The 18,038-nt window shown below is 65.9% G+C and carries 20 protein-coding genes; 14 read left to right on the forward strand and 6 right to left on the reverse strand.

Annotation, left to right across the window (positions count from 1 at the left end; translation table 11 throughout):
- Positions 1-408 precede the first annotated feature (408 nt).
- The 6 genes from DEJ22_RS13115 to DEJ22_RS13140 all read left to right on the forward strand — a co-directional run bounded on the left by DEJ22_RS13115 (position 409) and on the right by DEJ22_RS13140 (position 3,826).
- Positions 409-873: a hypothetical protein gene (locus DEJ22_RS13115; RefSeq protein ID WP_146241824.1), complete on the forward strand. Its 465-nt coding sequence runs from the start codon at positions 409-411 to the stop codon at positions 871-873.
- 41 nt (positions 874-914) lie between these two features.
- Positions 915-1,340: a PRC-barrel domain-containing protein gene (locus DEJ22_RS13120; RefSeq protein WP_181430985.1), complete on the forward strand. Its 426-nt coding sequence runs from the start codon at positions 915-917 to the stop codon at positions 1,338-1,340.
- 11 nt (positions 1,341-1,351) lie between these two features.
- The gene (locus DEJ22_RS13125; protein WP_111228347.1) at positions 1,352-1,849 is read left to right on the forward strand and encodes an RES family NAD+ phosphorylase; all 498 of its coding nucleotides are present in this window, start codon (positions 1,352-1,354) and stop codon (positions 1,847-1,849) included.
- Positions 1,850-1,927: 78 nt separating this feature from the next.
- Positions 1,928-2,443 carry an SdpI family protein gene (locus DEJ22_RS13130; protein WP_111228346.1) on the forward strand — a complete coding sequence of 172 codons (516 nt, stop codon included), beginning with the start codon at positions 1,928-1,930 and terminating at the stop codon, positions 2,441-2,443.
- 51 nt (positions 2,444-2,494) lie between these two features.
- Positions 2,495-3,022, forward strand: a complete 528-nt coding sequence (locus tag DEJ22_RS13135) for a histidine phosphatase family protein (protein ID WP_220033812.1) — start codon at positions 2,495-2,497, stop codon at positions 3,020-3,022.
- A gap of 453 nt (positions 3,023-3,475) precedes the next feature.
- Positions 3,476-3,826 carry a hypothetical protein gene (locus DEJ22_RS13140; protein ID WP_111228344.1) on the forward strand — a complete coding sequence of 117 codons (351 nt, stop codon included), beginning with the start codon at positions 3,476-3,478 and terminating at the stop codon, positions 3,824-3,826.
- 116 nt (positions 3,827-3,942) lie between these two features.
- On the opposite strand, the gene DEJ22_RS13145 is transcribed toward DEJ22_RS13140, so the two are convergent.
- Positions 3,943-4,206, reverse strand: coding sequence for a hypothetical protein (locus tag DEJ22_RS13145; protein ID WP_111228343.1), 264 nt, complete (start codon positions 4,204-4,206; stop codon positions 3,943-3,945).
- Positions 4,207-4,256: 50 nt separating this feature from the next.
- Between DEJ22_RS13145 and DEJ22_RS13150 the strand changes: the two genes are divergently transcribed.
- Both DEJ22_RS13150 and DEJ22_RS13155 read left to right on the forward strand, forming a co-directional pair.
- Complete coding sequence (locus tag DEJ22_RS13150) at positions 4,257-4,865, forward strand: SDR family NAD(P)-dependent oxidoreductase (RefSeq protein ID WP_258379737.1); 609 nt, start codon at positions 4,257-4,259, stop codon at positions 4,863-4,865.
- Positions 4,866-4,963: 98 nt separating this feature from the next.
- Positions 4,964-5,548, forward strand: a complete 585-nt coding sequence (locus DEJ22_RS13155; RefSeq protein ID WP_111228397.1) for a recombinase family protein — start codon at positions 4,964-4,966, stop codon at positions 5,546-5,548.
- A gap of 113 nt (positions 5,549-5,661) precedes the next feature.
- Here DEJ22_RS13155 and DEJ22_RS13160 read toward each other — a convergent pair whose 3' ends face one another.
- A complete protein-coding gene (locus tag DEJ22_RS13160) occupies positions 5,662-6,237 on the reverse strand; it encodes a VanZ family protein (RefSeq protein ID WP_258379733.1) in 576 nt (191 codons plus the stop codon).
- A gap of 601 nt (positions 6,238-6,838) precedes the next feature.
- On the opposite strand from DEJ22_RS13160, the gene DEJ22_RS13170 reads away from it, so the two are divergent.
- The 4 genes from DEJ22_RS13170 (at position 6,839) to DEJ22_RS13185 (ending at position 8,760) form a co-directional block, all read left to right on the forward strand.
- Positions 6,839-7,141, forward strand: coding sequence for a hypothetical protein (locus tag DEJ22_RS13170; RefSeq protein ID WP_146241823.1), 303 nt, complete (start codon positions 6,839-6,841; stop codon positions 7,139-7,141).
- A gap of 109 nt (positions 7,142-7,250) precedes the next feature.
- Positions 7,251-7,439: a hypothetical protein gene (locus DEJ22_RS13175; protein ID WP_111228339.1), complete on the forward strand. Its 189-nt coding sequence runs from the start codon at positions 7,251-7,253 to the stop codon at positions 7,437-7,439.
- Between the two features lie 587 nt (positions 7,440-8,026).
- Positions 8,027-8,482, forward strand: coding sequence for a hypothetical protein (locus tag DEJ22_RS13180; RefSeq protein ID WP_111228338.1), 456 nt, complete (start codon positions 8,027-8,029; stop codon positions 8,480-8,482).
- The gene (locus DEJ22_RS13185) at positions 8,479-8,760 is read left to right on the forward strand and encodes a hypothetical protein (protein ID WP_111228337.1); all 282 of its coding nucleotides are present in this window, start codon (positions 8,479-8,481) and stop codon (positions 8,758-8,760) included. Before DEJ22_RS13180 ends, DEJ22_RS13185 begins: the two co-directional genes overlap by 4 nt.
- Positions 8,761-8,819: 59 nt before the next feature.
- On the opposite strand, the gene DEJ22_RS13190 is transcribed toward DEJ22_RS13185, so the two are convergent.
- Complete coding sequence (locus DEJ22_RS13190) at positions 8,820-9,743, reverse strand: helix-turn-helix transcriptional regulator (protein WP_111228336.1); 924 nt, start codon at positions 9,741-9,743, stop codon at positions 8,820-8,822.
- Between the two features lie 1,574 nt (positions 9,744-11,317).
- Between DEJ22_RS13190 and DEJ22_RS13195 the strand changes: the two genes are divergently transcribed.
- Both DEJ22_RS13195 and DEJ22_RS13200 read left to right on the forward strand, forming a co-directional pair.
- A complete protein-coding gene (locus DEJ22_RS13195) occupies positions 11,318-11,701 on the forward strand; it encodes a hypothetical protein (protein WP_146241822.1) in 384 nt (127 codons plus the stop codon).
- Positions 11,702-11,735: 34 nt separating this feature from the next.
- Positions 11,736-12,317 carry a hypothetical protein gene (locus DEJ22_RS13200; RefSeq protein WP_146241821.1) on the forward strand — a complete coding sequence of 194 codons (582 nt, stop codon included), beginning with the start codon at positions 11,736-11,738 and terminating at the stop codon, positions 12,315-12,317.
- 167 nt (positions 12,318-12,484) lie between these two features.
- Here the strand turns inward: DEJ22_RS13200 and DEJ22_RS13205 are convergent, their stop codons facing one another.
- From DEJ22_RS13205 to nrdE, 3 genes are all read right to left on the reverse strand, one after another.
- On the reverse strand, positions 12,485-13,957 hold the full coding sequence (locus DEJ22_RS13205; RefSeq protein ID WP_146241820.1) for a hypothetical protein: 1,473 nt from the start codon (positions 13,955-13,957) through the stop codon (positions 12,485-12,487).
- Between the two features lie 873 nt (positions 13,958-14,830).
- Positions 14,831-15,832 (reverse strand): class 1b ribonucleoside-diphosphate reductase subunit beta, encoded by a 1,002-nt coding sequence (nrdF, locus tag DEJ22_RS13210; protein WP_111228331.1) that lies wholly within the window; start codon positions 15,830-15,832, stop codon positions 14,831-14,833.
- Between the two features lie 100 nt (positions 15,833-15,932).
- A complete protein-coding gene (gene nrdE / locus DEJ22_RS13215; RefSeq protein WP_111228330.1) occupies positions 15,933-18,038 on the reverse strand; it encodes a class 1b ribonucleoside-diphosphate reductase subunit alpha in 2,106 nt (701 codons plus the stop codon).

Here is an 18,038-nt window from a genome sequence, read left to right on the forward strand (position 1 = left end):
CGCCGCATCCCGCAGGAAGCCGGATGTGGGACGGACGAGATCGTGGGACCGTCGTCTCGGAGTCGCGAGCGTCCGGGTGGTACGACACGACGGGCCGTTCGAGCTCGAGAGTGACCGCAGGTGTCGCCCCGAGGAGTCCCTTCGTGACGCTCCTCCACTCCAGCAGCGGTGCCTCAGCGTGCGGTCCGACCGGCTCACGGATCGCTCGTCGACACCGTCTACTCGAAGGCTCGCGCCACTGGCCAACCAGAACCCTGCCCTTCATCCCTCACGGCACTGGCGTCGTGGCACGCCCGGAGCAACGGTCTTCGCGCTCGGATCCGGTCTCACTAGGGTCGAGGCGTGGGGATGAGATCAGACATGACGGCGGCATGCCGACTGCCGCTCGACAGGATCACCGGCTCCGTGATGTCCGTCGCTGCCGCGGCGCTCGCGCTGATGGGCTGCTCCGGAGGGAGCTCCCTGGAGAACGAGCAGACCCCCGACAAGGCGAAGGACGCAGTCGTCGTGATGGTCGACGATACAGCCAGTGCGGTCGACGGCACGTGGTCAGTTGCGAGTGGACCAGCGGTCCAGGCTTGCAAGCGCGACGGCGGCGGACACGGCGCTGCATACTTCTACACGAAGATGCGCGAGCCGCGCGCCGGAGACCCATCGGACGACGTCGCCATCGTCGAACGGCTGTGGAAGGACAAGGGCCTCACGACCGAACGCTACGAGAGCGGAGGCGCTGACCCGACGCTGGGCGTCCGGGGAACGGGCGGCCCGACGACGAGCATCGACTTCCTCGCCGACGAACGCGGGTACAGCCTCGACGCCGTCTCCGTCTGCACCGCTGGCGATGCAGAGGAGCTCCAGCGCAACGGCGAATGACAGACCCGCGGAGCGTCAGGCACAGGGCGTTGACTACGCACATGATCACCAAGAGCACGATCCACGAGATCGAGAACGCGCCCGTCAAGGACCGCGACGGCGCATCCGTCGGCAAGGTCGCGCAGGTGTTCCCCTCCACCGAGGACGGCAGCGCCGCGTTCGTCAGCGTCGCGACGGGGCTCCTCGGCGGGCACACCGTGCTCGTCCCGGTCGAGGACGCCACGTTCGACGGCACCGACCTGCACGTCGGCTACTCGAAGAGCGCGATCAAGGACGCACCCTCCCCGGGAGCCGGGAACACCTTGACCGAGACCCAGGCGAATGCCGTCCGCAAGCACTTCGGGCTGTCCCCGGCAGGCAAGGCGACCGGCGACATGGGCGACCCGCGCGAGAACCTCGACCAGGCCGGTACCGGTCCGGCGGGCGCTGACGACACCGAGGGCGCGGGAGCGACGCCGCCGGCGTGAGCCGCACCAGGATGAGCGACGACCGAGACGTCTTCGCACCGGAGGTGCGAGGCACCTTCTTCCGCGCGGTGGACCCGCGCTTCCGCGCATCCGCCCTCGCGGGGTCACGGTCCGCAGGCCGGTACTCCCGTGCCGACGAGCCCACGCTGTACCTCAGCTCGTCCGTCGAGGGAGTGGAAGCAGCGCTGATGGCCCACCCGGGAACGCGTGCCACGGCGCCGGTGATCGTCGAGGTCGACGTGACGGCGCCCCGGATCGTCGACCTCCGCGAACCGGTTGCTCGCTCCGCAGCCGGGGTCGACCTCGAGGACGCGACCGCCCCGTGGCAGCAGGTCGTGGCTGACGGTGGCGCCCCGGCCTCGTGGCTCGTCCGGGATCGCCTCGTCGCACTCGGCGCCGACGGACTGATCGACCCGTCGAGGAAGCGCCCGGGCCTCTGGCACCTCGTGTTGTTCCGCTGGAACACCGACGGTGCCCCGCAGGTCCACATCCGGACAGGGGCCGGCTGAGACCGTTGCCGGGTTCGACGGCGCGCAGGTGGCACTGATACTTCGCCGTTCTCCGCCGGGGGCGCTAGCGTCGTCGGCATGGACGGTGCGGTGGTGTTCCCGATGGCCCTCGAGGTCGGGGCCGCTGCTCTGGTCACGTGGCTGACGTGGCGGGCCGCCAACGGCTCCCTGCCACGGAACAGCCTCGCCGGCGTCCGGACGTCGGTCACGATGTCCAGCGAGGCGGCCTGGCGGATCGGCCATCGTGCAGCGCTGCGCCCGACGATCATCTCCGGCCTCCTCGTGACGGCGTGGTGCGCGATCAGCATCGGAGTTCCAGCACTCCACACACCTGCCGCCGTCCTCGTCGCCGCTGGTCTCCTCGTCGGTGGAGCACTCCTGTCCGTCCCGGCCGCCCACCGCGCCGTACGCCGAACGTTGCCCGAGGCTGGAGGCGACGGTTCTCACTCCGATGGCTCCCCCGCGACCCCGTCGTCATCGAGCGCCACCGACCTGGACCCGCGAGCTGTCCGCCGGTACCGCGAAGACCACCCGGGGACCACCCTCATGCAGGCTGCGGAGGCCGTCGCCCGTCTCGAACGGGAGGGACACTGACGACGCCGGTACGGTCGAACGATGCTGTGCACGTGGGTGTCCCATCCCGAGGTGATCGTCGACCCAGCCGTCCGGATCCAGGACTGGGGCCTGTCGCCGGCCGGAAGCGCCCGTGCAGCACGCGTCGCGGCGCTGTTCCCCCAGCCCCTCCGCATCGTCAGCAGCAGCGAGCGGAAGGCCCTCGACGCCGCGGAGATCATCGCCGGACAGTGGGGCACGGGGTTCGAGGTCGACGAGGACCTCGGCGAGATGGACCGGAGCGCAACCGGCTACCTCGACCCGAGCGCGTTCGAACCGACCGTCGACGCGTTCTTCGCCGAACCGCAGCGGTCCGTCCGCGGCTGGGAACGCGCGATCGACGCCCAGAGCCGTGTCGAGCGCGCGGTCCGACGCATCGCGGCACAGACGCCCGAGCGGGGCATCGCGTTCATCGCCCACGGCGGGGTCGGCGCGCTCCTGCTGGCGAGCCTTCGACGCGAGCGCATCAGCCGCGCACTCGATCAGCCCGCGATGGGGAGTTCCTTCACCTTCGACCCACTCGACTGGACGGCACTGTCGCCGTGGGAGCACATCCGCTGAAGCGGCGCGTGGGTCGGTCAGCCCGGACCCGACAACGGTTCAACCGGTCGACGGCAGTACCCTGACCTGCAGGGGAACACGAGGGGGGAAACAGATGAGCGACGACGTCCGGGAACGATCGACGGCATGGCAGCTGGGGTGGCTCGCGGTGTCCGGACCGGCCGTGATCGTCGTCAGCGTGGCCCTGTACGTCCTGCTGCACGCTGTCTTCATGGGCTACCTCGCGGTGTTGCTGCAGCTCTGGGTCCTCGCCGCCGTCGTCTTCGGCATCTGCGCCGTCGTCACCGGCGTCCGTGACCGGAAGCGGCAGCGGCAGCGGCAGCGGCAGCGGAGGGGATGCCACCCGCGGCGCTGTGATCGGCGTCGTCGGGGCAGCCCTGAGCGCCGCGGAACTCGTCGGCTTCGGCTCCCTGGTCGCCCTCCTCAGCCAAGTGTCCTGATCGAAGGCGCCCCGTGGACGACCAGCGCACCATCGCCGAGATGAACAGCCCACGGAAGGCGTTCCGGGTCACTGCCCGGACCGGGTTCGTCGTCGCGGCGGCGATGTTCCTCCTCCCACTCGTCCTCCCGCTGGTCGGCGCCGGCGCCCACGCCGTGGCGATCGTCAGCATGACGGCGGCATGGGCGGTGCTGGCGTCCGCGTCCTCGTTCGCCGCGATGGCAGCCACGAAGCCCGGCGGACACCCCTGGGTGCACCAGCTGTGGGCCATCCCCGTCGCGATCATCGCGATGGTCCCCGGCGCCGTGACCGCACTCCTGGTCTACGGGTCGCTCGCATCGGCGGCCGAGCACGCACCCACGTGACGGGCGGGCGCGGACGCGCCCGCGGAATGCGCGCCTCCAGACCCGGACTGGAGGCGTGGCGGCGGCCCGCCCCGCCGCTCGCGTCAGCGCGGGATCACCCTGGGACAGGGCGACGCTCAGTCCCAGGGACCGTCCGCGGTCCCGAGGTGCTCTGCGCCCAGCGGTGTGATCGGCAGCGCCGCGAGGCTCGCGATCCCCACCTGCAGGAGTGCCGCTCGCGAGGTCCCGCCGCGTCCGATCGCCCCCATTCCCTCGATGACCGCGCAGAAGTAGGTGCCGAGCGCCTCGGCGTCGGCGTCTGCCTCGACCTCGCCGGCTGCCTGCGCATCCACGATGCAGGCCGTGTAGCCAGCGCGGATGGTGTCGAACGCCTCGGTCACTGTGGCGGCCGCCTCGGTCACTGTGGCGGCCGCCTCGGCGTCACGACGCCCTGCGCGACGAGTTCGGTGACGCGGTGACGCCGATCCGCGCGGACGCCGCTCAGCAGGCCGACATCGCGACGGTCTTCGCCGCGGTCGCCGAAAGGGGTCGCGGCCTGGACGCCGTCCACGCGAACGCCGACGGCGGGGAGTTCGAGGCCCTCGACGCGGTCACCGCGGAGGACTTCGAGGCGACGTTCGGCACCAACGTCCGTGGCACCACGCTCACCCTGCAGGGCGCGGTGCCGTTCCTGCGCGAGGAGTCGGCCGTCGTCGTGACCGGATCGACGGCGGCGTCCGGCACCGAGCCGTCGTTCGGGCTGTACGGGGCGTCGAAGGCTGCGGTCGCTGCCCTCACCCGGACATGGGCGGCCGAGCTCGCACCGCTCGGGGTCCGGATCAACACCATCGTTCCTGGTCCGACGGAGACGCCGGGGCTCGCAGGTCTCGCTCCGCGCAACCCGGACGCGATGCTCGAGCAGATGGCGAGCGGGCTCCCGTTCGGCCGGCTCCTGCTTCCGGAGGAGGTCGCCGCCTCGGCGCTCTTCCTCGTGTCCGACCAGAGCTCGGGGATGACGGGGAGCGAGCTCCTCGTCGACGGGGGCAACAGCATCGTCTGACGTACCGACGACGTCATGGGCTTCGGGCGCTGCCGTAGCGCAGGACCGACCGGATGTGGAACGACGCGAGCCAGATGCAGCAAGCCGATCCTCGCAGCATGAACGCTCTCCTCATCGGGTACGCCCGCGTCTCAACCCACGAACAAGACCTCACCGCGCAGCGCGTCGCGCTTGAACGGCTCGGAGTCCTTCCGATCAACATCCACACTGACCACGGCTTGACCGGCACGAATCGTTCACGACCCGGTCTCCGCGAAGCGCTCGCTTCCTGCCGTGACGGAGACACGCTGGTGATCGCGAAGCTGGACCGGTTGGCCAGGCGCCTCCGCGATGCGAAGGACATCGTCGACGAACTCACGGCGAAGAACGTGAAGCTCAACATCGGTGGCTCTGTCCACGATCCGAACGACCCCGTGGGTCGGCTGCTGTTCAACGTCCTCGCGATGGTGGCCGAGTTCGAATCAGACCTGATCCGAGCCAGGACACGCGAGGGAATGCAGATCGCGAAGGCGAAGGGTCACCTCCGTGGGCGACAGCCCAAGCTCAACGTCGCGCAGCAGCGGCACCTCCTCGAAGTGCACGAGGCCGGCACACATTCGGTCGCCGAGCTTGCGGAACTCTTCAGTGTTGGACGAGCGACCGTCTACCGCTGCATCGACCGCCAAGTGCACCCTGACCGCTGACCAGCCCGATCCGCTCTCGGACGCACGCGTCCGAGAGCCGATCGTTCACCAAGAGCATGGGCGGCCGCGGAGACTCACTCTCCGTGGTCGCTTGCGATTGATTCTTGCCTGGTTCAGGCGGTGCGCGTGGTCCTCGTGGCAGGGTGCCAGCGGAAGAGCTCGACGAGCCGCGAGAAGACTGGAGTGCGCGACACCACGAGGAAGATCGCGTAGCCGACGGCCCCGCCGACGGTGTTCCAAAGGAAGTCGTTGACGTCCGCGACATGACCACCGCCGAAGAGCCCGTCCGTGACGATCTGCAGGAGTTCGATCGCAAGACTGACCGCCGCGGCGGCGAGGACCACCTTCACCCAGGACGGTTGGCGCATCAGCAGCGGGATCAAGATGCCCAACGGGGCGAACACGATCACATTCGTGATTGCATCCATCACCTCGTAGTCGTGGAACGGGATCATTGCCAGCTTCGGCGTCCACGGCTGCAGCTGCGGGTGCCGGTTGAGGTAGATCGGGAGCACGGTGTTCGCGAAGATTCCGGCAGCGTAGACAGCGAGTGCGCCCGCAACGATTGCGCGAGGCCAGGTGAATCGTCCTCCGCGGAGCAGGAGTAGCAGTTGGGTGAGGAAGGCGGTGACGCCGACCACGAGGGCAACGGGCAGGGCGGGGACTTCACCGAACGGGTTGTCAGACACGTGAGCGATCCTGCCCATCTCGTCTGTCCGACGCGTCCCTCCAGGGGTTGATCCGCGGGGCAGGTCGTTGCGAACTGGAGCCAGGTAGGGCACATCCCCGCACTGACCGAGCGCGCGCCAGCGTCCGCTAGACGATCGTTAACCGGACGTCTTGCGTGTCGCGGTGACCGACCGACAGCGGCCCGGATTCGGTGAGCAGAGCGGGAGATTGTCTGGCGGATCGCCGCGTCGCCGGGCGTGCCGTTACGTATCGACGAGGGGCTTAGCTTCCGGTTTCTCGTAAACGATGGAGCAGGAAAGGGCTGGGGTAGGTACTCGCCTCCGGGAGCGGCAATCGCTTCCGTGACGATGTGCTTCCGGAGCCGGGCGCGGCTGGTGTGCACGTTCTGCGTGCCGACGTTGAAGTGCTCCTCGGAGCGGGTCATCGCGTCGTCCGTGTATGGCCCCGAGGTGTCATGGCCGGCACCATGCCGCGCATCGTGGACTGCTCATCCGCGGCCGAGCAGCCTTCCGGCGTAGCGTCCGCGGTGCGGGCATGAGCCACGATCTCTCTTGCGGCAGCGCCTCATCGCGTCGCACCGCGCGATCAGGAAGCACGCCCTTGAAGAGCCTCGTCTACGGACACACACCCCTGCTTGTCTGCGACGCAGTGGCCTACACGACCATCGACTACGCGGCCGCCCTCGCGCAGAGCGGGCTCGCCGACCGCGTCAGCATCCCAACCTTCGACCGGTCCGGGATCGCTGAGACCGTGATCGTCGTTCTGGCCCCGGCGCTCTACCTCCTGGCGCTCGCGGCCGAGGACGACGAGCTCGGCGACAACCTCACCACCATCCCTCCCGCCACGCGTAGCTACCTGAACGACATCGACGCGCGCACAGCAGCGGTCCGCGCAGGATTTTGAACATCAGCCGCGACGAACCCGGCGCATCACCTCCCCTGGCACTCGTCGCCTACCGAGACGATGCAGCTGCGCAGCGTCGGCGCCCATACAAGCCAGGCACGATGAACCGATGAGGGCAAACGATGAACACATCAACGTCTCTAGTGATTTCGCGTTCATAGAAAGCGTGTTGCAGGCGCGGGGGCTGCACGTTGACGCGGACGCTCTGCAGCGGGTGGAGCGGATGCTGCAGGGCACGCTCTCCCGAGACCAGGCGCGAGCTGAGATCGCTGCGAAGTACGGGCACCCGCTGCCCTGAACGCCAAGCCCCATCAAGCCCCCACCCTTGTTCTGGGGTCACAGTGTCCGTGTCCCCATTTCTGCGGACAGACGTAGAGTTGCCGGTAGCAGGCCACACCCGATCGGCGTTACGCCGCAGGCTTGTCGAGCATCGACACTCCGGCCGTCGAGTGCTTCTCTGCTGCTCCGGCCGGAGCGCGATCGTTCCTGTCAAAACTGTCCCGGTCGCTAGCCGACCATCTGCACGCGCACCGTAAACCGGAATGGATGGCGGGAGCGAGCGGCCTCGGGTGTTTTGTTTGCCGATCAGCTATCGCCGCGGGGCGGCAGCGGCTTCATACGCGAGTCTTGAAGCTTCTTCCGTGCGTCATGCATCATGCATCCTCATCCCGAGTCGTTCCGCGACAGGATCACCTGCTGCCCGGTGAGCGGCGATGCGTACGCTCGTGGCGCATCGCAGCGCCATCGCGCGGGTTGCGCGGATCTCGCCCGGGAACACCCGTTTCACGGCCGAGGGGGTCATGCTGTGGGGAGGCGGTCCCGACCGTGACGTCGGCAGTGCTGCAGGCGGCACGGCGGTCACCACCGCCGACGGAAGCAGTCATCATGACCGGCCAACCAATCTCCGCTGACCAGCACCTCGCCCTCACGAGCGTCGTGACATCGGGCCTCCCGACCACCCTCGGCACCCAGCACGCCGAGCACTTCTACGACGTCCCGGCCGTGTTCAACCGGCGACCCAGCCCACCTGAGGTCGCCGCTCTCGAAGCTTCGACCAGCCACAAGACACTCGAGCGCTCTGGGTACCCCGAGGTCACCCTCGCCGTCCACGACCGTCGCCTCGTCATCGGACACACCAACCTCGACCAGCTGGAGCGGGGGCTCGCGACTGCGCTTGCGAACCTGGTGCACCAGATCAGCGGCGACGCCCTCGCGAAGGCGAGGCAGTCCCGCGACAATGCGCAGCTGGCGAGGGATGAGCAGCTGGCCCGGGCGCAGGATGTCACCCGCGCGGCCGAGCGCATCCGGTTCGTACCCGACGAGCAACTCCGCGCGCTGTGAACCCGCACACCACCTCGGACGCGTCCAGCCTGCACGACCAACCGCTGCGGCCTGAGGAGAACATCCCCGACGAGCCCTCCACCCACGTCACGCTGGATCCCGCAGGGGTGCTGCGCACCCTCGTGCTGCAGGACCCCGAACACGACGACGTCAACCTCACCGTCAGAGGCTCTGCACCTGAGTCATTGCGATACCGCGGAGAGATGTGGACGGCGACCCACGTCCGGCTGCACCGTCCGATGGCCCGGAACGGCTACCAGTACGTCCGCAGCACCTGAAACCGGGACCGGCTGTGGGCACGGGCCGCCGTGCCCACAGCCGGTCCCGCACGGTCCCGTCATCGACGGAGCGTCTGCTTGGGGTACTCGCCGTACCGGGCGCGGAACGTGGCGGAGAACCGCCCCATGTGGGTGAAGCCCCACTTCTGCGCCGCTTCCCGGACCGATGTTTCTGCCGGGTCCGCAGTGCGAAGTTCCTCGTACGCTCGGCCGAGCCGGACATCCCGGACGTACTCCATCGGGGTCCGACCGAGGACTCGTTGGAACGATTCCTGCAGCCCGCGGACGCTCATCTCGGCTGCGGCCGCGACGTCGGAAATGGTCAATCGGGTGTGCGCGTGCGCGTGGATGAACTCGACGGCAGCACGCACCGGACGGTTCTGCCGCGCTCCGTAGCGGGGTGGCAGGCGTTCCGCCTGCGGCGGGAACAGTCGAAGCAGCGTGCGCGTCAGCTCTCGCTGAGCTTCGTGCCACGCCAGCGACGATGCGCCCGTCTCGCGCAGCACCTGGACCGCCGTGGAGAGGGAAGCCTGCCAGGGGCCGACGGCCGCGATGTCAGGGCCGGCCATGTGATCGAACACGACCGCGCGATCAACGAGGTACCGCTCCGCGGCGACGTCGAGGACCAGGGCCTTGCTGACGTGCACGAGGCGTTGGTCCCAGTCCTGACACTCCACCTCGAAGCGCCGGTCCACCGGGAACATGGTCGGAGTCCCGCGACGCATGCGGATCTCGTTCCGACCGACGTCGAGGCGCGCGGTGCCCTGATCGAGCCACTGCACCACGACCTCCTGCTCGGTGGCGATCTCACCGCGGAGGTAGCCGTGCATCTGCGAGCGGCGCACGCTCAGCTCGGAGTCACCGATCCCGACGTACTTGAACCAGTACTCGTGGTCGGTCGGCCGCGAGTACCACCGTTTCCCGGCGTACATGCCGGCGAGGGACCGGATCGCGGCGTCGGTGTCGTCACCGGTGACCGCCACGATCGGCCGGAGCGTCGGGGAACCGGCGGCCGTAGCAGCGGACGGAGCCCCCTCTGCGGCTACCGGAAGTTCCGTGCTCACGCGTCCGACCCCGTGTTCGCACGCCTGCAGTCGGATCGTGTGCGTGGGAGTGGCAGGCGACGTCGGTCGAGTTGGACGCGATCGGGAAGAGATGGCGGCCCTGACCGGGGTGGGCGTTCGTTCCTCGTGCTCTGGTGGCGGGGGGTTTCGGCGGTCATAACGACCTGCATCTCTGGGGCAGCGAGCCCCGTGATGTCGGGACGTGCCAACGCGTCAAGCGGCCGCGGAGAACGGGAGCATCGTGACGGTGACCTTGGTGGTGACCCGAGTGCTCACGCTACGTCGAATACGCGGGACAGGCCGCGAGTCGTGCGGATCGTGGCTCTCTGGCCGGTGCGAACACCCCCGTACCGGAGCCGTGAAGTCTGCCCATTCGACGATGAAATCAGCGCACAACTCTTTCGTCGCAGGCCTCGCATGGCTGTGTGCTCGCCCTTGCAGACGCCGACCGATAGAAGTGGGATGCGGGGGCGTCTGCCTGGAGTTCGGGTCCGGAGCAGCCGCCCCCGCGCTACGACGCCGTCGGGTTCGACGCTGAAAGTCACAACGAAGCCAGCCCGAAAACAGGGAGATCGGGTTGCCGCAGCTAGGGCCACGGCGTAGCTCACGGGACGCTACACGCCGTGGTCCACGGCGACTCCCAGCACCGCCTCACACTCCCGTCCATCACAGGGGTCCTACTAGTCCGTTAGCCGATCGGCAAACGGACTGCCTCCGTCTGCCGGTTCGGTCGTATCTGCGTAGTCCTGAAGATCACGACTCTACGACACCGGGGCCACCGGGTACGCACATCGACGCCAGATGGATCATCGGACAGGGCCTCATCGTCACCGCGGTGACCGCACGCCGTGTGAAGCAGTAGCCGTCGAGAAAGACGATCCTAAGCGCCATCTACCGGACGGCTAGACGTTTTCGCGGACCGAGGGTCAGCGAGAACGCACCTCGAGCCCTTCGAAGGAAAGGGGTGGAGTGGGTCCTATCTCAACGCAATTCACGTGCACGCCCGCCTCGATGACTGGCGTTGGAATCGTTAGCAGCGCAGGTGCCGCGCTCCCACGAACGGGCCGCCTCCGGGTGAGGGCAGCGAAAGGGAGTGCCCGCCGTGCAGGTCTCAACCGCTAATCGGTCAGCGAGACAGCCGTTACTCCGGCGCTACGCCCGAACAATGATGAACGGTGAGCGCAACCAACGTCGGCGTGCACGGCCGCTCACGCGTGCCGAACGCACCGCAAAGCGAAGGCAGTACGAGCAGCCGATGTGGCTACCGCGGCCCTTGCGATGGTTATGGGCCTAGCTGATTCGACCGCTCGTACTAGCGGTCCTCAAAGTCCTCGACGTCGCAGTGAGCGTCTGGCACTGACTCTGCCCGGTGATGGATCCCCGGTCGAGATCCTGACCCGCGGTTCAAACTGCGTCGAGGGACAGGGAAGCTGCGCTGAGTCGCGAGCCAGGCTTCAGTTGTTGAATCTTCCTCGCTCTGCAAGGATCGAGCCATGATTCAGATCCGGCAGGAACATCAGCTCAACCCTGTTTCGGAGCCCGTTAGCGCCCTTGTCGCTGTCACGCGCCCGATTCTTGTGGGGCTGCTGCACTCAATCGGTGAGGAGTATCTGGAGCCCCACGGTGGCCGAGAGGGCCTGCGCCTGAAAAACCTTGGTCGAGTGCGTAAGGCGAGCGATGGTGATTTGGGCGTCGCATTCGAGTATGCAGTGCACGACGCAGTGATGAGGCAAGAGCCAATCATCAGTGATCGCGTCGCAACTGCACTGGGGCAGGTTTCGTATCACCGAGACAGAGCCGAAGTCGATACTCTTCGCGATCGAAAAGTCGGGTTCGAAGCAGCTCGTAGACACCAAACGCGAACTAATCACCCCTGATTCCCGAGTGCTTTCAGGAGGACGAGGCCAGCCGGTGAAGCTGCAGGGGTACATGAACCAGCTTGCGGCGGCATTCCATCGCCCTGCATCTCGTCCACAATTGCCCCGCAGTATTCAGGGCCTCTGGAAGGCAGACCTTTTCTTAGGGTCAACGGGGCGTGACCACTGGGTGGGCACCACAGTGAAAATCAACCCGTCAAGGCTGGAAGCTGCCGCGGGACTGCGGATAGCGATTGTTCCATCTTCGGCGGGAGCCTCCGATGCCGTTCGCATGGATGAACAGAAGAACCTCGTGGTGTGTCCTGTGCCTCACGACTTCAGTTTCATGCAGACCTTCTTCGAAGGCATGCGCATTGTGCAAATGCTGGTAGCGCGCGATTTCAAAATGCCGAGCGACTCTGACCTGCCAAACCCAGCGCATCGCGAAGTTGCGAGAATCTACGTGGAGCGACGCAACTCGAAAGTCAGTGAGGTTCTTGACTCGGTCGGTGTCTTCGCCCAGCCCGAACTCCTTCATACCACCCCAGAGGACGTCACTGCTGCCCTGTTCGAAACTGAGCAGGGACCACAGACCTACACTGTTCTCGGTCCGATGCCCCGGAGCACCTCGGATTGACCTTTGCAAGGTGACCCGCTCGGGGCGTCCTCTCACCCTCAGGCCGTAACTGCGAGCGCGGCGAGACAGCGGATCTCAGTAGCCAATCGATGAACGGACGCCGACGTGCCGTAGATCGGCGATCGTAAGCAGTGTCCGCTTAGCCGGCACCGACACGACTTGCAGCGTCAGCGGGAAAACCGAAGAAGTTCACCTTCAACCCGGGTCTTTGGGTTCCCTTGTTTGTCCGTGCCGTTAGGGCGCGTGACGGTGGTGAGCTCGTCTTGTCCGAGTTCGTTCTCGACTTCTTCGATCAGGCTTGCACGGATGTATCGGATTGCATCTGGGTCGATGGGGATGTCATGCAGGGCGGTCATCCGGATCAGGGCGGAGGCAAGCTTCTCACCGAATCGGAGATCGCGAGCCGTCCGGCGCTGCCCGCGCTGGCCGTGTTTCAAGTCGTTTTGCAGTGTCGCAAGGAACTGCGCGACGAGCATCTCGACATCGAACGGGGGCCGTGCGAGATTCGACCAGTCTCCTCCGCTAGCGCGTACGCAGTTGGCAATCGCGTCCACCAGCTTGATCTGTTCGTGAGGCGCACCGACGACCCAGCCGCCGAGTGCTTCCAGGGTGTTGATCAGCAGCATTGCCCGGGGCTCGAGGAACCGGGTGAATCCTGCAAGCGCTTCAATTGCTGACTGCATCGGGTTCCGGAAGGCGTCGTCGTCGAGCCACCGCTCAAACCAGGCCTGCATGCCGTCCGGACCGAGCGCCGGCATACCGAACAGGGGGACGGGGAGCTTTACCGGATCCTGGAAGGTGCTGTACGCGGTGTCAGCGATGAAGGCCGGCGCCCAGTCGATCGTGTCCGGTTCTCCTCGCATGTATTTCGTCGGGAACGATAGGCCACGCACGTGGTGGCTTCGCCACTCCACGCGCTTGCCGTATGCGAGAACGAGGAGGCTTCGCATCGGGTACTGCTGCCACAACAGGATCTCTGGCTGCACGTCACCGCCGAGCCACTTGGTTTCGATCACGACCTCGTTGTGGACTGTGACTCCCTCGTCGTTCTCCCGCCAAGGTGTGGTTCGCAGCACGTCGTACTGCAGGGCGGAAGCGAAGTCTTCCGCGTCGACCGTCCACGAGACATGCTCCTTGACGCTCCGGGTGAGCACGATCTGCTCGGGGTGCTCCTGGTCGGTGTCTGCGACTTCGATGCGACCGAAACCGCTGAAGCGGGCAAGCCCGTCGATCGTTGAGTACATCTCCTCCACGGAGAGCACGGACGGAGCCAGGGGGGTTTCGAGCGCGCGAGTAATGCGTTCTTCGGCCGTTCCCGTTGGAAGCGCTTCCGGGTACTGACAGATCGCGTTTCGCGCTCTCCCTCTCGTAACGAGAATCGTGCTGCCATGTCGGCCTGTGTAGCGAACGTCCGAAAGAGTCACCGGCCCGCGGTCATCGACGAATAGGAGGTCGACGCCGCCGCGCCCGGGCTTGAGCCACTCCTCGATGACCGCGTACTGCGGTTGCCGAGGTGATGCCGGCACGGCGATTTCCGGACCCAGTTCCGTCCAAGTCAGCGATGCGGCGATGAGATCAGGGTGCTTACCGTCGCTGAGTAAGCCTGTTCGGACGTCGTTGGCTCGGAGCACGTTATCCATGACGTCAAACTATTCGGTGAGGCTCCCCCGGTCCATGGTGCCTCGATCCTGATTGGCAGCCGCGGTCCTAGCGCTGGTCATGGCCTCGTTCATCCCAAGGAACTCGCGGACCGTCTGATGCGCGATCGGCGCAGGCGCCTGAGGCCGGCTCCGCTCGGCTCGGCTCGGCTCGGCTCGGCTCGGCTCGGCTCGGCTCGGCTCGGCGTCAGTGTCGTCAAACCGATCGTCGACACATCCCACGTCGGGGAAGGTATGGCAGCCGTGAAGTGGGCAGAGCCTGGAGAGATCGGCACCTGGTGGTGCGGCCACATCACATTGGTCCGGCTCGGGCACCTCGAACCAAAAGGTTAGTGGCTCATGAACTACCGGCTACTTGCTACTGGCAGCCCCACGATCAGTCGCCGACTCCGGAACCAGAGTCACCCGCAGAGACATTTGCAATCGCGCCACCGTCGCGAGATCCGGCCACGCCAGTCCAGCCAACACGTTCGCTAACGTCTGCGGATTGACTTCCGCCGCCAGAGCAACTGACCGCAGGGACCGGGACCCGATCGCGCTCCTGAGCCGCAATACAAACTGCCGGCCGAACTCGCCCAGCGAGTTTTCGCTCGACGCTTCAGGCCATGGACTAGGACATAGGTCCACAGGCCGCGGACGGCTCACGCGCGGCACATCAACCTCCTACGGCCAAACAGTGCACGTATACGAGAACTGGCTGGCGCTACACAAGACCGGACACCAGGCGAAACTGGCCAGATCTATGCGTTTTCGGCCAACCACCGCGCGCTGCTGACCACATCTCATTCCTGCTTGGCCAAGTACCGGCTCGCGCATCACGAAGCCAGCGAGGCGCCCTCACGAGTCAGACCAGGATCAGAAGTCCCAGTCCTCGTCCTCCGTCACGACGGCCTTGCCGATGACGTACGACGAACCCGACCCCGAGAAGAAGTCGTGGTTCTCGTCCGCGTTCGGCGACAGCGCCGACAGGATGGCCGGGTTCACGTCCGTCGTCTCCTTGGGGAACATCGGCTCGTAGCCCAGGTTCATCAGCGCCTTGTTGGCGTTGTAGTGCAGGAACTTCTTGACGTCCTCGGTCAGCCCGACGCCGTCGTAGAGGTCCTGCGTGTACTGCACCTCGTTCTCGTAGAGCTCGAAGAGGAGCGAGAACGTGTAGTCCTTGATCTCCTGCTTGCGCTCCTCGGAAGCGCCCTCGAGGCCCTTCTGGAACTTGTAGCCGATGTAGTACCCGTGGACGGCTTCGTCGCGGATGATGAGACGGATCAGGTCGGCCGTGTTGGTGAGCTTCGCGCGCGAGGACCAGTACATCGGCAGGTAGAAGCCGGAGTAGAACAGGAACGACTCGAGCAGCGTCGAGGCGACCTTGCGCTTCAGGGGGTCGTCACCGGTGTAGTAGTCGAGGACGATCTGGGCCTTCTTCTGCAGGTTCACGTTCTCGGTGGACCAGCGGAAGGCGTCGTCGATCTCGGGCGTCGAGGCGAGCGTCGAGAAGATCGACGAGTAGCTCTTCGCGTGCACCGACTCCATGAACGCGATGTTCGTGTAGACGGCTTCTTCGTGCGGGGTGATCGCGTCGGGGATCAGGCTGATCGCGCCGACGGTGCCCTGGATGGTGTCGAGCAGCGTCAGGCCGGTGAAGACCCGCATGGTGAGCTGCTGCTCCTCCGGCGTGAGCGTGTTCCACGACTGCACGTCGTTCGACAGCGGCACCTTCTCGGGCAGCCAGAAGTTGTTGACCAGACGGTTCCAGACCTCGACGTCCTTGTCGTCCTGGATGCGGTTCCAGTTGATGGCACTGACCGCGCTGATCAGCGGGATGGACTTGCCCGTGGCGTGGACCGGGTCGGTGAGGGTCATGGATTGTCTTCCGGATTCGAGATGGTGATCTGGTGACGGACTGGAGGCGCGGTGCGGTCTGGCACCGTGCCTCCAGTCCGAAGGGTGATCGCGTGGGCGATCAGAGCATGCAGCTGACGCAGCCCTCGACCTCGGTGCCCTCGAGGGCGAGCTGGCGGAGACGGATGTAGTAGATCGTCTTGATGCCCTTGCGCCATGCGTAGATCTGGGCCTTGTTGATGTCGCGCGTGGTGGCCGTGTCCTTGAAGAACAGCGTGAGCGACAGACCCTGGTCGACGTGCTGCGTGGCAGCGGCGTAGGTGTCGATGATCTTCTCGGGGCCGATCTCGTACGCGTCCTGGTAGTAGTCCAGGTTGTCGTTCGTCATGAACGGCGCCGGGTAGTAGACGCGACCGAGCTTGCCTTCCTTGCGGATCTCGATCTTCGACGCGATCGGGTGGATCGACGACGTCGAGTGGTTGATGTACGAGATCGAACCGGTCGGCGGGACGGCCTGCAGGTTCTGGTTGTAGATGCCGTGCTCCTGGATGGACGCCTTCAGCGCCTTCCAGTCGTCCTGCGTCGGGATCGCGATGTTCGCGTCGGCGAACAGCTGCGCGACGCGGGCGGTCGCCGGCACCCAGGCCTGGTCGGTGTACTTGTCGAAGAACTCGCCCGACGCGTACTTCGAGTCACGGAAGCCGTCGAAGGTCTCCCCCGTCTCGATGGCGATGTTGTTCGAGGCGCGCAGGGCGTGGAACAGCACCGTGTAGAAGTAGATGTTCGTGAAGTCGATGCCCTCTTCGGAGCCGTAGTACACGCGCTCACGAGCGAGGTAGCCGTGCAGGTTCATCTGGCCGAGGCCGATGGCGTGCGACTTGTCGTTGCCGTCCTCGACCGAGCGGACCGACGAGATGTGCGACATCTGCGAGACCGAGGTCAGACCGCGGATCGCCGTCTCGATGGTCTTGCCGAAGTCCGGCGAGTCCATCGTCAGCGCGATGTTCAGCGAGCCGAGGTTGCAGGAGATGTCCTTGCCGATCTCCTTGTAGGACAGGTCCTCGTTGAAGGTCGTCGGGGTGTTGACCTGCAGGATCTCCGAGCACAGGTTGGACATGTTGATCCGACCCTTGATCGGGTTGGCCTTGTTCACCGTGTCCTCGAACACGATGTACGGGTAGCCCGACTCGAACTGGATCTCGGCGATGGTCGTGAAGAAGTCACGCGCCTTGATCTTCGTCTTCTTGATGCGCGAGTCGTCGACCATCGCGCGGTAGTTCTCGGAGATCGGGACGTCGCCGAACGGGACGCCGTAGACCTTCTCGACGTCGTACGGCGAGAACAGGTACATGTCCTCGTTGTTCTTCGCGAGCTCGAACGTGATGTCCGGCACGACGACACCGAGCGACAGCGTCTTGATGCGGATCTTCTCGTCCGCGTTCTCGCGCTTGGTGTCGAGGAACTTCATGATGTCGGGGTGGTGCGCCGACAGGTAGACGGCACCGGCACCCTGGCGCGCGCCGAGCTGGTTCGCGTACGAGAAGGAGTCTTCCAGCAGCTTCATGACGGGGATGATGCCCGAGGACTGGTTCTCGATCTGCTTGATCGGGGCGCCGGCCTCGCGGATGTTGGAGAGCAGCAGGGCCACGCCGCCGCCGCGCTTCGAGAGCTGCAGCGAGGAGTTGATGCCGCGCGAGATCGACTCCATGTTGTCCTCGATGCGGAGGAGGAAGCAGGAGACGAGCTCGCCGCGCTGGGCCTTCGCGGTGTTGAGGAACGTCGGGGTCGCGGGCTGGAAGCGGCCGGCGATGATCTCCTCGACGAGGTCGATCGCGAGCTGCTCGTTGCCCTGCGCCAGGCCGAGGGCGGTCATCACGACGCGGTCCTCGAAGCGCTCGAGGTAGCGCTTGCCGTCGAACGTCTTGAGCGTGTAGCTCGTGTAGTACTTGAACGCACCGAGGAACGTCTGGAACCGGAACTTCTTCGAGTACGCCAGGTCGTTGAGCTGCTGGATGAACTCGAGCGAGTACTGGTCGATCGTCTCGCGCTCGTAGTACTCGTTCTCGACCAGGTAGTCGAGCCGCTCCTTCAGGTTGTGGAAGAAGACGGTGTTCTGGTTGACGTGCTGCAGGAAGAACTGCTTGGCAGCCTCACGATCCTTGTCGAACTGGATGTTCCCGTTCGCGTCGTAGAGGTTGAGCATCGCGTTGAGGGAGTGGTAGTCCAT

The sequence above is a fragment of the Curtobacterium sp. MCSS17_007 genome, from assembly GCF_003234175.2.
Taxonomy (GTDB): Bacteria; Actinomycetota; Actinomycetes; order Actinomycetales; family Microbacteriaceae; genus Curtobacterium.

Excerpts from the sequence above, each read along its gene's own strand:
- DEJ22_RS13115 (WP_146241824.1), top strand. The coding sequence starts at position 409 with ATGTCCGTCGCTGCCGCGGCGCTCGCGCTGATGGGCTGCTCCGGAGGG.
- DEJ22_RS13120 (WP_181430985.1), top strand. The coding sequence starts at position 915 with ATGATCACCAAGAGCACGATCCACGAGATCGAGAACGCGCCCGTCAAG.
- DEJ22_RS13125 (WP_111228347.1), top strand. The coding sequence starts at position 1,352 with ATGAGCGACGACCGAGACGTCTTCGCACCGGAGGTGCGAGGCACCTTC.
- DEJ22_RS13130 (WP_111228346.1), top strand. The coding sequence starts at position 1,928 with ATGGACGGTGCGGTGGTGTTCCCGATGGCCCTCGAGGTCGGGGCCGCT.
- DEJ22_RS13155 (WP_111228397.1), top strand. The coding sequence starts at position 4,964 with ATGAACGCTCTCCTCATCGGGTACGCCCGCGTCTCAACCCACGAACAA.
- DEJ22_RS13175 (WP_111228339.1), top strand. The coding sequence starts at position 7,251 with ATGAGGGCAAACGATGAACACATCAACGTCTCTAGTGATTTCGCGTTC.
- DEJ22_RS13180 (WP_111228338.1), top strand. The coding sequence starts at position 8,027 with ATGACCGGCCAACCAATCTCCGCTGACCAGCACCTCGCCCTCACGAGC.
- DEJ22_RS13195 (WP_146241822.1), top strand. The coding sequence starts at position 11,318 with ATGATTCAGATCCGGCAGGAACATCAGCTCAACCCTGTTTCGGAGCCC.
- DEJ22_RS13205 (WP_146241820.1), bottom strand. The coding sequence starts at position 13,957 with ATGGATAACGTGCTCCGAGCCAACGACGTCCGAACAGGCTTACTCAGC.
- nrdF (WP_111228331.1), bottom strand. The coding sequence starts at position 15,832 with ATGACCCTCACCGACCCGGTCCACGCCACGGGCAAGTCCATCCCGCTG.
- nrdE (WP_111228330.1), bottom strand. The coding sequence starts at position 18,038 with ATGGACTACCACTCCCTCAACGCGATGCTCAACCTCTACGACGCGAAC.